13 protein-coding genes are annotated in these 14,042 nt (G+C 65.8%); 9 read left to right on the top strand and 4 right to left on the bottom strand.

Annotated elements, in window-relative coordinates; all coding sequences use genetic code 11:
• Positions 1 to 146 precede the first annotated feature (146 nt).
• Both C468_RS16630 and C468_RS16625 read left to right on the top strand, forming a co-directional pair.
• A complete protein-coding gene (locus C468_RS16630; protein ID WP_049912324.1) occupies positions 147 to 410 on the top strand; it encodes a hypothetical protein in 264 nt (87 codons plus the stop codon).
• Positions 403 to 612 carry a hypothetical protein gene (locus C468_RS16625; RefSeq protein WP_049912322.1) on the top strand — a complete coding sequence of 70 codons (210 nt, stop codon included), beginning with the start codon at positions 403 to 405 and terminating at the stop codon, positions 610 to 612. The genes C468_RS16630 and C468_RS16625 overlap by 8 nt, the downstream gene beginning before the upstream one ends.
• Before the next feature lie 62 nt (positions 613 to 674).
• Here the strand turns inward: C468_RS16625 and C468_RS16620 are convergent, their stop codons facing one another.
• The gene (locus tag C468_RS16620) at positions 675 to 1,604 is read right to left on the bottom strand and encodes an NAD-dependent epimerase/dehydratase family protein (protein ID WP_008850074.1); all 930 of its coding nucleotides are present in this window, start codon (positions 1,602 to 1,604) and stop codon (positions 675 to 677) included.
• A 105-nt stretch (positions 1,605 to 1,709) separates the two neighbouring features.
• On the opposite strand from C468_RS16620, the gene C468_RS16615 reads away from it, so the two are divergent.
• The 4 genes from C468_RS16615 to glmS all read left to right on the top strand — a co-directional run bounded on the left by C468_RS16615 (position 1,710) and on the right by glmS (position 8,064).
• Positions 1,710 to 3,551: an SLC13 family permease gene (locus C468_RS16615; RefSeq protein WP_008850073.1), complete on the top strand. Its 1,842-nt coding sequence runs from the start codon at positions 1,710 to 1,712 to the stop codon at positions 3,549 to 3,551.
• Positions 3,552 to 3,746: 195 nt separating this feature from the next.
• The gene (gene glmU, locus C468_RS16610) at positions 3,747 to 4,958 is read left to right on the top strand and encodes a bifunctional sugar-1-phosphate nucleotidylyltransferase/acetyltransferase (RefSeq protein ID WP_008850072.1); all 1,212 of its coding nucleotides are present in this window, start codon (positions 3,747 to 3,749) and stop codon (positions 4,956 to 4,958) included.
• Positions 4,959 to 5,002: 44 nt separating this feature from the next.
• The gene (locus C468_RS16605) at positions 5,003 to 6,187 is read left to right on the top strand and encodes a sugar phosphate nucleotidyltransferase (RefSeq protein WP_008850071.1); all 1,185 of its coding nucleotides are present in this window, start codon (positions 5,003 to 5,005) and stop codon (positions 6,185 to 6,187) included.
• A 2-nt stretch (positions 6,188 to 6,189) separates the two neighbouring features.
• Positions 6,190 to 8,064: a glutamine--fructose-6-phosphate transaminase (isomerizing) gene (gene glmS / locus C468_RS16600; RefSeq protein ID WP_008850070.1), complete on the top strand. Its 1,875-nt coding sequence runs from the start codon at positions 6,190 to 6,192 to the stop codon at positions 8,062 to 8,064.
• A gap of 61 nt (positions 8,065 to 8,125) precedes the next feature.
• Here the strand turns inward: glmS and C468_RS16595 are convergent, their stop codons facing one another.
• The 3 genes from C468_RS16595 to C468_RS16585 all read right to left on the bottom strand — a co-directional run bounded on the left by C468_RS16595 (position 8,126) and on the right by C468_RS16585 (position 9,813).
• Positions 8,126 to 8,593: an HVO_A0114 family putative DNA-binding protein gene (locus C468_RS16595; protein ID WP_008850069.1), complete on the bottom strand. Its 468-nt coding sequence runs from the start codon at positions 8,591 to 8,593 to the stop codon at positions 8,126 to 8,128.
• Entirely contained in the window at positions 8,574 to 8,882 is a 309-nt protein-coding gene (locus tag C468_RS16590; RefSeq protein WP_008850068.1) for a toxin-antitoxin system TumE family protein, read from the bottom strand. Before C468_RS16590 ends, C468_RS16595 begins: the two co-directional genes overlap by 20 nt.
• 109 nt (positions 8,883 to 8,991) lie before the next feature.
• Positions 8,992 to 9,813, bottom strand: a complete 822-nt coding sequence (locus C468_RS16585) for an SWIM zinc finger family protein (RefSeq protein WP_008850067.1) — start codon at positions 9,811 to 9,813, stop codon at positions 8,992 to 8,994.
• 174 nt (positions 9,814 to 9,987) lie between these two features.
• Here C468_RS16585 and C468_RS16580 point away from each other — a divergent pair, with 174 nt between their 5' ends.
• The 3 genes from C468_RS16580 (at position 9,988) to C468_RS18415 (ending at position 13,666) form a co-directional block, all read left to right on the top strand.
• Positions 9,988 to 11,370 carry an ATP-binding protein gene (locus tag C468_RS16580; RefSeq protein WP_049912321.1) on the top strand — a complete coding sequence of 461 codons (1,383 nt, stop codon included), beginning with the start codon at positions 9,988 to 9,990 and terminating at the stop codon, positions 11,368 to 11,370.
• 341 nt (positions 11,371 to 11,711) lie between these two features.
• Entirely contained in the window at positions 11,712 to 13,409 is a 1,698-nt protein-coding gene (locus C468_RS16575) for a sugar-transfer associated ATP-grasp domain-containing protein (protein WP_008850065.1), read from the top strand.
• Positions 13,409 to 13,666 (top strand): hypothetical protein, encoded by a 258-nt coding sequence (locus C468_RS18415; RefSeq protein WP_008850064.1) that lies wholly within the window; start codon positions 13,409 to 13,411, stop codon positions 13,664 to 13,666. Before C468_RS16575 ends, C468_RS18415 begins: the two co-directional genes overlap by 1 nt.
• Positions 13,667 to 14,042 lie beyond the last annotated feature (376 nt).

Below are 14,042 nucleotides of genomic sequence, written 5' to 3'. Positions count from 1 at the left end.
CGTCGCTGCGCTCCGCTCCGAGCCCACTTCCAATCGCGAAGCCTCCACGCGGAAGCCCTCGAAGTACCAGCCGTCTCGGCGCTCCGGAGCCCGATCGCCGCCTCGGTCCGCGCTAACTCTTTACATCACTAGCCGTTACGGTACCTATGGCCGTTGGCACCCGTCTCTCGTTACAGCTCGCTGACTTCGGCACCCGCTCGTTGGTCACGCACAGCCTCATGGCGCTGGGGTTCGTCGGGGCGGTCGTCTCGGGCTTGTTCGTCGAGGGGCAGCTCGGTATCATCTCGATGGCGGCGTTCATCAACTTCACCGCCGGACTGTGGATCTGCCAGTCGATCCACTCGCTGGGCAACTCCGCGACCGACGACGAATACGACGGCGTCCTCAAGGAGCTGCTCAACCGTGTCTGACGAACCCGGCATCGACGTCGGTCGGCTCGGGCGCTCGCTCGTGCTGATCGGGTTCGTGACGACCGTCTTCCTGTTCCTCATCGCGAACCGGCTGTCCGGCGACACGTTCCAGATCGGCGCGATCGCGATCGGGACCGTCGCGCTGATCACCGCGATCATCGGCTTCCTCATCGCCGCCGGCAGCGCGGTCGAGGGGCACTGAGCGGACCCGGACGCGGCGCGGGTCAGTCGGACGCGGCGCGGGTCAGTCGGACGCGGCGCGGGTCAGTCGCCAGCGTCGTCGTCGCGATAGGGCGCACAGACGCGTTCGACGCCCTCACGGAAGCCGATCTCGGGCTCCCAGCCGGTCGCCTCGTGGAACGCCGAGTAGTCGGCCATCGTGTCGTGGACGTAGCCGTCGAAGGGGCACTCGACGTACTCCGGATCGATATCGGTGCCGAGCGCGTCGTTGATCATCGCGACCATCTCGTTGAAGGAGTACGCCTCCTCGGTGCCGACGTTGTAGACGCCCGTCAGCTCGTGGTCGGCGGCGAGCTCGCAGGCGCGGGCGACGTCGGAGACGTGCGTGAAGTCCCGCGTCTGGCTGCCGTCGCCGAACAGTTCGGGCGCCTCGCCGTTGGCGATGGCGTCCGCGAACTGCGCGACCGTGTTCGCGTACTCGCCTTTGTGCTCCTCGTTGCCGCCGAAGCCCTGGTAGACGGAGAAGAAGCGGAGCCCGGCCACGTCCATCTCGTGGTGGTTGGCGTAGTACTCGGCGTAGCGCTCGCGGGCGAGCTTCGAGGCCTCGTACGCCGTGTGCGCCTCCACGTCCATGTCGACGGGCGAGGGCTCGGTGCGGCTCCCGTAGATCGAGGAGGTCGAGGCGTAGACGACCGTCTCACACCCCTCCTTGCGGGCGCGCTCGACGGCGTTGACGAACCCCTCGACGTTGACGCGGCAGCCGCGCTGGGGGTCGCTCTCGTGCATGTTCCGCGAGGAGAGCGCGGCGAGGTGAAAGACGACGTCCACGTCGGCGGGGTAGTCGTCGTCGAGCACCGAAGCCTCGACGAACTCCACGTCCGAATCGAGGTTGTCCGGATCGCCGAGATACGTGTCGTCGACCGCGATCACGTCGTTGTCGGCCGCGAGGCGGTTCGCGAGGGTCGAGCCGATGAACCCCGCCCCGCCCGTGACCAAGACGCGCTTGTCCTGCATGCGCGTGTGTCATCGGAGAAGGGGGATTATGGCTTTGGTTTCGGGTACCGACGCGCGTGGCGGTCCCATGCGAACAGTAAAGTCGCCGACGCGAGTCGTCGGGGTATGCCGATCGTCGAGGTGTCGGGCGCCGCCGTGGTCTTCCTGCTCATCCTCGTCGTGCTGGTCGCGTTCGTCACCGAGGTCGTCCCCAACGACGTCACCGCGATCAGCGTCGTCGCCGCGCTCGTGGTCCTCGAACCGTGGACCGGCGTCGGGGCGCGGGCGGCGATCTCCGGGTTCGCGAACCCCGCGACGGTCACCATCATGGCGATGTACATGCTCAGCGCGGGCGTCCAGCAGACGGGGATCGTCGAGCGGCTCGGCATGTACCTCGCCGAGTTCACCGCCGGCCGCGAGTTCCGGGCGCTCGTCGCCACCGTCTGCACGACCGGCCCCATCGCGGGGTTCGTGAACAACACGCCCGTCGTCGCCGTGTTCATCCCGATGGTCACCGGGCTCGCCGAGAGCTCCGAGCTGAGCCCCTCGAAGCTCCTCCTCCCGCTGTCGTACGCCGCCATCCTCGGCGGCACGCTCACCCTCATCGGCACGTCGACGAACATCCTCGCCAGCGACTTCGCGCGCCTCCTCATCGACGGCCGCGACGGGATCGGGATGTTCGAGTTCACGGGGCTCGGCGCCGTCCTGCTCGCCGTCGGGACCGCGTACCTGTTGACCGTCGGCTGGCGGCTCACGCCGGCCCGCGTCCCCGTGGACAGCGACCCCGTCTCGGAGTTCGACCTCGACGACTACCTCACGCACCTGTACGTCCGCCCGGGATCGGCCGCGATCGGCCTGTCCGTCGAAGCGTTCGACGAGGCGTACCCGGCGGTCCGCATCCTGCAGATCCGGCGCGACGGCGAGGCGTACGCCGGCCCGCACTCCGACCGGGTCATCGAGGCGGGCGACGGCGTGGTCGTCCACGGACCCCTGCGGGCGGTCACGCAGTTCCGCGAGGCGGCGACGCTCGGGACGCGGGCCTACGAAACGGTGACCGAAGAGACGTTCGAGTCGACGGCCACCGACGGGATGCTCGCGAAGGCGATCGTCCCGGACCAGTCGCCGTTCGTGGGCGAGACGGTCGCCGAGACCGGGCTCCACGACTACCACGAGACGAGCGTGCTCGCCATGCGCCGCGGCGGCGAGGTGTTCCGGACGGACCTCGCCGAGCGCACGCTGCAGGCGGGCGACCTGCTGTTGGTCCGGACGACGCCGGCGTCCGTCCGGTACTTCACGGACACCGGCGACCTCGTCGTCGCCGACCAGCGCGCGCTCGACCGGTTGGCCAACGCGGACATCGACGAGATAGCGCCCCTCTCGCCGGAGACGCCGATCGCCGTCGGGGTCCTCGTCGGCGTCGTCGCTCTCGCCGCGCTCGACGTCCTCCCCATCGTGATCGCGGCGCTGGCCGGCGTCGTCGCGATGGTGGTCACTGGCTGTCTGACGACCGCCGACGCCTACGACGCCGTCTCCTGGAACGTGATCTTCCTCCTGGCGGGGGTCATCCCGCTCGGGATCGCGTTGGAGTCCACGGGCGGGGCGGCCCTCGTCTCGGAGTTCCTCGTCGCGACCGCCGACGTCCTCCCGACGGTCGGCGTCATGTTCGTCCTGTACGCCGTCGCCGGGATCCTCGCGAGCGTCATCACGCCGGTGGCGACGGCGGTGCTGATGATCCCGGTCGGCGTCAACGCGGCCGCGCAGCTCGGCGCCAACGAGTTCGCGTTCCTGCTGGCGGTGATGTTCGCGTCCGCGACGTCGTTCATGACGCCGGTGGGCTACCAGACGAACCTCATGGTGTACGGCCCCGGCGGCTACGAGTTCACCGACTTCCTGCGGGTCGGGGGGCCGCTCCAGCTGCTCCTCGCCGTCGTCGCGACGGCGGGCATCGCCGTCGTCTGGGGCGTGTGACGGCGATGTCGCCCGCGCTCGCGACGAGAGCGGCGCCGGCGGCCGCTTCGAAACTCCCCCGGATCCGCCGATCGAACCGGTGAGACCGGCTCTGCGGAGCGATTCGGCTCGACATGGAGCCGTTCGACGCGTTCGGGATCGGCGTTCGCGTCCCGACCACAGCGGCTAAACCCCGGCCCGCCGTCGTTGCCTGACATGTACGGAGTCGTGCTCGCGGCCGGCCGCGGGACCAGGATGCGACCGCTGACGGATCGACGACCGAAACCGCTCCTCCCGGTCGGGGACCGGTCGCTGCTCGAACGCGTGTTCGACACCGCCCGGGACGTCGTCGACGAGTTCGTCGTCGTGACCGGCTACCGCGGCGAGGCGATCCGCGAGGCGGTCGGCGAGTCCTACCGCGACCGGCCGGTCCACTACGTGGAACAGGCGGAGGCGCTGGGGACGGCTCACGCCGTGGCGCAGGTCGAACCCGTCGTCGACGACGACTTCCTCGTGCTCAACGGCGACGTGGTCGTGGACGCGTCGCTCCCGGCGGCGCTCGCCGACGCGTCGGGAACGGCGGTCGCGGCGACGACGGTCCCGGACCCGCGGGCGTACGGGGTGCTCTCGACGACCGACGACGGCGCGCTCGCGGGGATCGTCGAGAAGCCCGACGACCCGCCGACGGACCTCGCGAACGTCGGGTGTTACGCGTTCGAACCCGAGGTGTTCGAGTACATCGATCGGACCCCGGAGAGCGAGCGCGGCGAGTACGAGATCACGACGACGATCGAGCTGCTGCTCGACGACGGCCACCGGATCGACGTGGCGCCCTACGAGGGCACGTGGCTCGACGTCGGTCGCCCGTGGGAGCTGTTGGAGGCCAACGAGCTGGCGCTCGCGCAGCTGGACGACGGGGTCGAGCCCGCCGGCACGGTCGAGGAGGGCGTCCACCTGCACGGCACCGTGGTCGTCGAGGAGGGGGCGAGAGTCCAGTCGGGGGCGTACATCGAGGGGCCGGCGCTGATCCGCGAGGGCGCGGAAGTCGGCCCGAACGCGTACGTCCGCGGCGCGACCGTCGTGGGCCCGGACGCGCACGTCGGCCACTCGGTGGAGATCAAAAACAGCGTGCTCATGGCTGACGCGTCGGTCGGCCACCTCTCGTACGTCGGGGACTCGGTGCTCGGAGACGGCGTGAACTTCGGCGCCGGGACCAACGTCGCGAACCTCCGGCACGACGGCGCGAACGTCCGGCTGCAGGTGAAAGGCGAGTCCGTCGACACCGGCCGCCGGAAGCTGGGGGCGATCGTCGGCGACGAGGCGAAGACGGGGATCAACACGTCGCTGAACGCCGGGGTCAAACTGGGCGCGGGAGCCACGACCGGTCCCGGGGAGGCGCTGACGCGCGACCGGCTCTCCGAGCGCTGACCGACCGCGAGCAATTTAAACCGCGGGCGGGCGACGGTTGTCGCATGAACGACACTCCCGTGACCGCGGTGATCCTCGCCGCGGGCGAGGGACGTCGGTTGGAGCCGCTGACGAACCGGCGCCCGAAGCCGATGGTCCCCGTGGCGAACCGCCCGCTGCTCGAACACGTCGTCGAGGCCGTCGCGGCGGCCGGCATCGACCGGATCGTCCTCGTCGTCGGGTACAGACAAGAGCGGATCCGGAACCACTTCGGCGACGGCGACGACTGGGACGTGACGATCGAGTACGTCGAGCAGTCGACGCAGCTCGGCACCGGTCACGCCGTGTTACAGACCGAACCGGTCGTCGACGGCCCGTTCGCGGTGCTCAACGGTGACCGGATCGTCGACCCCGAGGCGGTGTCGGCCGTCTGCGACCGCCTCCACGCCGGCGACACGCCGCTGGTGACCGTCACCGCCGTGGAGTCGCCCCGCGACTACGGCGTCGTCCACCTCGACGGCGACCGCGTCACGGAGATCGACGAGAAGCCCGAGGGGCCGGTGGACACCAACCGCATCAACGCCGGCGTCTACGGCTTCGCGCCCGCGATCTTCGACGCGATCCGAGCGACGAACACGGCCGGGAAGCTGGCGATCACGGCGACCCTGAACGACCTGGCCGGGAGCGACGAGGTGACCGCCCTCGGCTACGACGGCCGGTGGCTCGACGTGTCGAACCTCTGGGACGTGCTCACGGTCAACGCGGCGCTGATCCACGACAGCGACCACGCCCGCGACGCCCCCGCGGCGGGACAGCGCGTCGGCGACACCGTCACCGTCGCCGAGGACGTCGTCCTCGCCGGGAACGTGCGCGTCGGCCCGAACGCCACGCTGAGCGGGGCGACGGCGATCGGCAGCAACGTCACGGTGGCCGCCAACGCGGTCGTCGAGAACACCGTGGTGCTTCCCGACGCCGTCATCGGACCGGGCGCGGTCGTCCGCGACGCCGTCGTCGCGGGGAACGCGCGGATCGGCCCGAACGCGACGGTCGTCGGCGGGAACGCGACGGTCGTGGTCGGCGACGCCGTTCACCGCGACGTGACGCTCGGCGGCGTCGTCGGCGACAACACCTCGATCGGCGGCGGCGCGACGCTCACCGACGGCGCCGTGGTCGGCGACGACGTGCAGGCCGACGCGGGGGTCGTGATCGACGGGCGCGTTGAATCGGGTGCGGTCGTCCGGAGGGGATAATCATGTGTGGAATCATCGGCTTCGTCGGCGAGCTGGACAGCGGGGGACAGACTGACGGCGGGACCACCGGAAGCGTGGGCGCGATCATCCACGAGGGGCTCCGCAACCTGGAGTACCGCGGGTACGACTCCGCGGGCGTCGCGCTCGTGGGCGCGTCGAGCGGGCTCACCGTCGCGAAGCGGTCGGGCGAGGTCGACGGGCTCACCGTCCCGGACGTGCCGGACGCGACCCACGGCGTCGGTCACACACGCTGGTCGACGCACGGCCCGCCGACGGACGCGAACGCACACCCACACACCGACTGCGTCGGCGACGTGGCGGTCGTCCACAACGGGATCGTCGAGAACTACGAGGCGCTTAAAAAGGAGCTGGCGGACCACGAGTTCACGAGCGACACGGACACCGAGGTCATCCCGCACCTGATCGAAGAAGAGCTGGCCGCTGGCGCCGGGGGCGAGGAAGACGGCAAGGAGGGCGACGCCGACCTCCTGGCCGCAGTTCGGCGCGTCGAGGACCGGCTGGAGGGGAGCTACGCGATCTGTGCGGTCCGCGAGGGCGACGACCGGATCGTCGTCGCGCGTCGGGGGAGCCCCCTCGTGTTGGGCCGCGGCGAGAACGCGGCGTTCGTCGCCAGCGACGTGACGGCCTTCTTAGAGCACACCCGCGACGTGACGTACCTCGAGGACGGCGACGTGGCGGCGCTGTCGCCCGACGGCGTCGAGGTCTTCGCCCGCGGAGAGCCGGTGGAGCGCGAGATCGAGCGGGTGACGTGGGAGGCCGACGCCGCAGAGAAGGGCGGCTACGAGCACTACATGCGCAAGGAGATCCACGAACAGCCCGAGTCGCTCCGGCAGACGCTCGCCGGGCGGCTGGACGTCTCCGCGGGAGACGTGGATCTGGACGTCTCGTTCCCGCCGGGCTTCCTCGCCGATCTGGAGGAGATCCGAATCGTCGCCTGCGGCACCTCCTACTACGCGGGCCGGTACGCCGCACAGCTGTTCGAGGAGCTCGCCGGCGTCCGCGCGACCGTCGAGATCGCCAGCGAGTACGAGTTCGGGGCGGGTCGCACGCCCGACCGGACGCTGGTCGTCGCCGTGACCCAGAGCGGGGAGACCGCCGACACCCTCGGCGCGGTCCGGCGCGCGAACGCTGCGGGCGCGCGGACGTTCGCCGTGACGAACACCCTCGGGAGTACGGTGACGCGGGAGGTCGACGGGACCGCGTTCATCCGCGCTGGCCCGGAGATCGGCGTGGCGGCGACGAAGACGTTCGCCTCGCAGGTGGCGACGCTCGCGATGCTCGCGGTGGCCGTGGGCCGCGATCGCGGGGCGCTGGCGGCCGCCGACGCGCGCTCCGTGCTGAAGGATCTGCAGGGGCTCCCGGGCGCGGTCCAGCAGGTGCTCGACGAGGAGGAGCAGGTGCGCGAGGCCGCCCGCGAGTACGGCGACGGCGAGGCGTTCTTCTTCGTCGGGCGCGCGCTGGGGGTCCCCGTGGCGCTTGAGGGTGCGTTGAAGCTCAAGGAGATCTCCTACGACCACGCCGAGGGGTTCGCGGCGGGCGAGTTGAAACACGGTCCGCTGGCGCTGGTGACGCCCGACACGCCCGTGCTGGCCGTGTTGACCGACGGCGCGCGGGCCGCCGAGACGATGAACAACGTCACCGAGGCGCAGACGCGCGGCGCGCCGGCGTTGGGGTGCGTGTCCGCGGGCGATACGTACGACACGCTGGACGTGTCGTTCGAGGTCCCCAACGTGGGCGTCGTCGAACCGCTGGTGGCGAACGTGTACCTGCAGCTGTTCGCCTACCACGTCGCGAACGACAAGGGGCGGGCGATCGACAAGCCGCGGAATCTGGCGAAGAGCGTGACGGTGGAGTGAACCGCCTCGGGGTCACGGCCTGAGGCTTCCCGTGGCTTCGGCGTCTAGTCATGTCTACCCGTCACGCCGACGCGGTCGACTCCGATTCGTCACCGCCTGGGAGACCGAACTCGACTTCGATCCGAACCGTGTCGTACGGGACGGACGGTTTCTTCGCCCGGCCGTCCGCTTCGAAGTGGATGATGTTATACTCGGCCAGCAGATGCAGGTCGTCGTGGACATCGTGGACGTCACGGTCGAGGCGGCTCGCCAGCCCGCGGATGCTCTCGGGCGGCTGCTCCATCACCGTTTCGAGCAGTTCCATCCGCCGATCGGTGAGCAGCTGACGGAGCCGTGCACGGTCTTCGAAGTTGACGACGTGCGGGACCGACTCACCGTCCTCCCACTGCTCGGCGCGCTTGATGGCTGCCGCTTGCGCCTGCTCCGCTGGGAGCGACGTGATGCGGAGGGTCGATGGGTACTCGACCTCATCCGGATCGGGCGTGAAATCGTCGTGTGTAGGTTCTGTGTCAGTCGGTTCGTTGCTCATAGATTTCGGTCACCTCGTTTTGGAAGTCGTCGATCAGTTCGGCGAGCCCTGTGAACTCCAGTTGCGTGATCTCGCCATCGGGTGCGTGGCGATGATGTCGACCAATATCACGGTGGTACGGCGAGTTGTCGTACCGCAGGAGCGTGTCGCCGTCTGGGTTTATATACTGGAAACTGTACTTGAGTCCCTGCGGGAACTCTTCGCTCTCGGGAACCTGCCACGCGATCATCTCGTATCGACTGCCGTCCGGTTTCTCGGCTTGCTCCCGGTACGCGACCGTAGCAGGCATCGTTCCCTCTTTGTTGTGATCGAACCCCAACGGTATTAAAATGTGGTGGTAGGATGGGGGTATGCCGTATTCGGACTGGTGCCGATCTCGGTGGCCGTGGTGAACCCACTCAGCCGTCGGATTCCTCCGCCAGTTCCTCTTGCAGTTCGGTCGCCGCCCGCTCGAACTGGTCGGCGAGATACGGGGTCCCCGACTCCGCCCGTTCCTCGAGGAAGGCGACGGCATCCGTGGCTCTCTCGGTCTCGCGGTCCGCGGCCGCCGCGCAGTCGACGTAGCCGTCGAGCGCTCGCGCGAACGCCTGTGAGAAGTGGTCGTACGCGCCGTCGACGCGGTCCATGTTGTCGTCGAGCGACTCGACGAGCGCCCGGTAGACCGCGGCCGCCGACGCGTCTCGGCCCCGCTCGCGATACTCGGTCGCGAGATCGAACCACTCCGTGAAGTCGATGGGCTCGAAGACGACGTAGTACTCGGGGTTCGTCTCCTCGAACCGCCGGTCGACGGCGGAGCGCAGCTCGTCGACCGACCGCGTCGAGGACTCACCGAAGCGAGCGAAAAACCGCTCGCGGAGCGCGGCGTCGATCGCCAGCGCGTCGCGCAGGAACCCTCGCAGGGCGTCGGGGTTCGCGGCGTCGAGCGCGGCGTCGAGCCGGTCGCCCTCGTCCGGCGGGACCTCGTCGACACACCGAAGCAGCACGGCGACGACGTGCTTGCACGCTCCTGGCCCGTCGTACGGGCAGTCACACCACGGGTCGAACCCGTCGGCCGCGAGGTCGACGCGAACGTCGTACTGGCGGCTCCCGCTCACAACGGCGGTTACGGCGGTGTCGACGCGGTGGATCTCGCGGATACGGTTCTCAGCGAGGTATGTCTCGCCGCGCTCGAAGACCGCGTCCGTGCAGACGTCTCGGACCCCGCCCTCGGTCACGTCCATGTGTGCGAGCAGTGTTCCCTCACTACAGCGAAAACCTTGCGCTTAGTCGATGGGAATCGTCGATGTCGGTGCCGTGTTACTCACTCACTCATCAGCGAGCGTCTGTTAGGCCCGTACAAAGTGAGCGTTGGCCCCAACGATTATTATGACTGCGATAATATGATCGTATGCATAATGATAAACAGGTCAACGGAGCTCGAGTGGCTCACATCACATCTCTCTCGAGCGGAGCGACAGCTCCTCGTTCTCTATGGACGACGGCGCGTCGGGAAGACGACGCTGGTGACAACGGCACTCGAAGAGCTGAATTCCGACTCTGTCTATTTCCTCTGTGATGAGCGCGGTTCGAATCATAATGCTCGACGGTTTGCGGCGCAGTGTGCGGACGCGTTCGACGACGTCACTCCGGATGTCGACGATTTCGCGGAGGCGTTTCGATATCTCACAGCGCGGGTTGACGGGCGGTGTGTAGTCGCGTTAGACGAGTTCTCGTATCTCGTCGACGAAGACGACACGATCCCCTCGGTGTTTCAGACGATCGTCGACGACGTACTCGCAGGGACAGACATCTCTCTCGTGTTGTTAGGATCGTCGATTTCGATGATGGAGGATGGAGTGTTGAGCTATGAGAGTCCGCTGTATGGTCGTCGGACTGGACAGTGGGAACTGGCTCCGCTGTCGTTTGCGGACGTTCGCGCGTTTTTTCCGGACGATGATCTGGAGACGCAGATCCAGCTCTACAGCGTTTTGGGGGGAGTTCCCGCGTATCTCGAACAGTTCGATCCGGAGCGAACGCTGTTCGAGAACGTCGAGCGAGCCGTCCTCTCGAAGGGCGAGTTCCTCTTCGAGGAACCCGAGTTTCTCCTTCGACAGGAACTCCGCGAGCCCGCGACGTACATGGCGATCCTCGAAGCCATCGCCGGTGGCGCGACCCGCGTCACGGAGATCGCCAACGAGATCGGTAAGGACGCCAGCAGCCTCTCGCGGTATCTTCAGAATCTCACGCAGTTGGCGATCCTCGAGCGAGAACACCCAGTGACGGACCCCGATAGCCGAGGAGTGTATCGGCTGACGGACGATTTCCTTCGGTTCTGGTTTCGGTACGTGGCCCCCAATCGGGGAACGCTCGAACAGGGACACACGGCACCGGTTCGGGAAGCGATCGCGGAGACGCTCCCGATACACACGAGTCGGACGTTCGAAACCGTTTGTCAGCAGGCGGCGCAAACGTCGGGCTTCCCCGTGGCCTGCTCGCGAGTCGGTCGGTGGTGGTACGGCGGCGAGGAGATCGATGTCGTCGGAATCAATCGAGACGCGAACCAGTTGGTGCTCGGCGAGTGCAAGTGGACATCTTCTCTCGTCGGTCGGGAAGTGTTCGACGATCTCACCGCACTGGAGTCGGAGGTTCGGTGGCAGGGGGACGACCGGGAGGTGAGTTACGCGCTCTTTTCGCGGTCCGGATTCACCGAGGATTTGCGTGCAGTCGTCGCTGATCGGTCCGACTCACACCTCTACGGGCTTGATGAACTCTCCGATCTATTCGACTGCACATCTTGATCCACGCGGCCCAGAAGGAGTTCATAACCGTGGAAATCTCTTCTGGACTATGGGAGTCTGTCTTTCGGTGACGCGGCTATTGCTGCACACATCAAGCGGGAGGGGATCGAATATCTCAATTCGTTTGCTGACGACTTCGACACGACCCAGGGAATTACTTGAGAGAGATTATGTTTCCCATACCCGCTGTATGGAAGAGGCTAATTTAAATACTCAAATCGCATTATGACAGTAGATAATGTGTATCAAGTGCTATCAACAAATAGTTGTTCAAGCGTTTTCTCATCTGGAGGTGGGGTAATTAATCAGCTCATACTTTGGAGTTCAGTTCGAGGAGACTCATGGATCTGAACGTAAAACAGCACCTCCCGAGTTTGGTGCTTCTGTTCGGCTTAACAGTCGTTGCCGTGTTTCTGCGGAGCAATTCTGCGCTGTTCGTTCCGGTGGCCGAGGATCTCGACTTCGCCTTCCGGTTGATGATCGCTGGGACAGTTATCGCCGTCTTCCGGAACGAAATTGGCATGAGCACCTTTGGGGTATTCGGTCCGGTTATTCTGGCCTTTTCGTGGGTCGTTGTTGGGCCATTCTGGGGCTTTCTCGTTATCGCGTACATCTTCGTTCTCACGGCCCTCGCCCGCGTTGCGATCATTGATCTGAACCTCGGAACACCCCACCGTGTGGCGTCGCTCCTTGTCGTCGCAGCCATTGGTTTGTTCGTTATCGAAGCCGCTGGGCAACTCCAAGACATCCCGTCGCTTCAAGCGGTTATCCTCTTCCCGGTCGTGTTGACGACATGGTACGCCGAGCGCTTCGTCGGGAGCCTCACCGAAACCGGGTGGGTGCCCGCGACGCGGCGCCTCGCTGCTACCCTTATTGGGATCGCTGCGGCGTTCGCGATCATCACCTTCGAACCCCTCGTCACACTCGTTATTCACTCGCCGGAGCTTTGGGTCGCACTCGTCGCCGTCAACATTGCTCTCGGGACCCTCACGGATGTCCGGCTTGGCGAATATCTCCGATTCAGAGAGTTACGACGCTCCCTCGGAAAAGACAACGCCAGTGATGTCCTCACGATGCGAGTCAGGAATCGAGAGTTCATCAACAAATACAACCCCGCGCCGATTATGGCGCAGTTCAATAAAGGCGAGATGAAAAAGACCCTTCACGGGCTCTCGATCCCCACAACGGCTACGTATCTTATCGCCGAAGACGAATCCGACTTTGATGAGTTACGGACGCTTCTCGAGACGCAACCGACGTTCGCTATCAAGCCGATCGACGGCTATGGTGGCCGCGACATACTCGTCGTCCGTGGTCGAGACGAAGCGACCAACGAGTTCCTCACGAATCGTGGCCGGCTGACGGCCGACGAGATCGTGGCTCACACTCGAAATATCTGCGTTGGTGGCGTCGGTGACTACGGTGCTCGGAGAGAGGCGCTTGTCGAGGGGTTCATCACACCCGATGGCCTGCTTGCAGACCGAACGACGGGTGGAGTACCTGACCTTCGAGTCATCACCCTCCAGGGGTTCCCTGTGATGTCGATGGTCCGGCTTCCCACCGACGAATCAAACGGGACCGCAAACATCCATACCGGTGCTGTCGCCGTCGCTATCGATATTCTCACTGGCGAGGCGTCCGGCGGTTACCAGCAGACTCGCGATGCGTTCATCCAGTCTCATCCCGATACGGGGGCCGACCTCGAGTTCACCATTCCGGAGTGGGAAGCGGTGCTCGCGATGGCCTCTCGCGCCGCGATCTCCAGCGGGCTTGGATTCGCTGGTGTTGACATTGTCTTTGATGAGGCCAATGGGCCGATGGTGCTCGAAGTGAACCGGCGTCCTGGTCTGGGCATCCAAAACGCGAATATGGACGGCTTGCTTCGCCGTCTTCGCTACGTCGAAGACCACGGTGATCACGGCCAGTTCCAATCTGCGACCGATCGCGTCCGACGCGCCCAAGAGTGGGCGAAACAGGATTGGAAGACGTTTACCCAGCCGTCGACAGACCGCGAAATCCGTTCGGAGGTGAAGGCCTGATGTCGTCGACAGATAGTGGCGACAGGACCTGGCCGTACACGCGATTGACGGCCGCGTTGATGTTCAGTACGCTCCTGTTCGTCCCCATTGTTCTCGCGGGGTTGCCTGGCGTCAACAGAAATGCGATCACCGGGCTGTTCACGCGTGAAGAGGTGCTCCTGATCTTCTTCATTGGGACGCCGATCGTGTTCTCTGCCTTCGCTGCGTATCGTGTTGGGCAATTTTATGGGATTATCGGAGCCTCTCGATCAAGGTAGAGACAACAACGCCTGACGGTGGGCGCTCATCGTTGAACGCACCGGACCGCGCGGAGGAACCTGGAATCACCAGTAGGCGATCTGCCGTTGCAGAGACCGTGACCGACAGATCGCATTTGCCTAGTAAACTAAAGAATAGGCGCGAACTCCCCTTCCTCGAGGAGCAACACAGGGGCCGAAGCAACTGAGGAGCGCAATAAAGTGGGGTAGTTCACGCAGCACCGCGCTGCTGTCACCGACATCGCAGTTCATTTATATAGATTCGTCCGGCTCTGTTGACTCGATGGAAACGCTGCTACCCTAGCAGAGCGTGAAACAAGATATGGGGCGCAAGAGACCGACGGATTTCACGTGCCATCGAGCACGTTCTGTTGAC

It is taken from the genome of Halorubrum kocurii JCM 14978 (assembly GCF_000337355.1).
In the GTDB taxonomy this organism is placed as follows: Archaea; Halobacteriota; Halobacteria; order Halobacteriales; family Haloferacaceae; genus Halorubrum; species Halorubrum kocurii.
This window is presented reverse-complemented; position numbering and strand designations above follow the sequence as displayed.

Excerpts from the sequence above, each read along its gene's own strand:
- C468_RS16630 (WP_049912324.1), top strand. The coding sequence starts at position 147 with ATGGCCGTTGGCACCCGTCTCTCGTTACAGCTCGCTGACTTCGGCACC.
- C468_RS16620 (WP_008850074.1), bottom strand. The coding sequence starts at position 1,604 with ATGCAGGACAAGCGCGTCTTGGTCACGGGCGGGGCGGGGTTCATCGGC.
- C468_RS16615 (WP_008850073.1), top strand. The coding sequence starts at position 1,710 with ATGCCGATCGTCGAGGTGTCGGGCGCCGCCGTGGTCTTCCTGCTCATC.
- glmU (WP_008850072.1), top strand. The coding sequence starts at position 3,747 with ATGTACGGAGTCGTGCTCGCGGCCGGCCGCGGGACCAGGATGCGACCG.
- C468_RS16605 (WP_008850071.1), top strand. The coding sequence starts at position 5,003 with ATGAACGACACTCCCGTGACCGCGGTGATCCTCGCCGCGGGCGAGGGA.
- glmS (WP_008850070.1), top strand. The coding sequence starts at position 6,190 with ATGTGTGGAATCATCGGCTTCGTCGGCGAGCTGGACAGCGGGGGACAG.
- C468_RS16595 (WP_008850069.1), bottom strand. The coding sequence starts at position 8,593 with ATGAGCAACGAACCGACTGACACAGAACCTACACACGACGATTTCACG.
- C468_RS16590 (WP_008850068.1), bottom strand. The coding sequence starts at position 8,882 with ATGCCTGCTACGGTCGCGTACCGGGAGCAAGCCGAGAAACCGGACGGC.
- C468_RS16585 (WP_008850067.1), bottom strand. The coding sequence starts at position 9,813 with ATGGACGTGACCGAGGGCGGGGTCCGAGACGTCTGCACGGACGCGGTC.
- C468_RS16580 (WP_049912321.1), top strand. The coding sequence starts at position 9,988 with ATGATAAACAGGTCAACGGAGCTCGAGTGGCTCACATCACATCTCTCT.
- C468_RS16575 (WP_008850065.1), top strand. The coding sequence starts at position 11,712 with ATGGATCTGAACGTAAAACAGCACCTCCCGAGTTTGGTGCTTCTGTTC.
- C468_RS18415 (WP_008850064.1), top strand. The coding sequence starts at position 13,409 with ATGTCGTCGACAGATAGTGGCGACAGGACCTGGCCGTACACGCGATTG.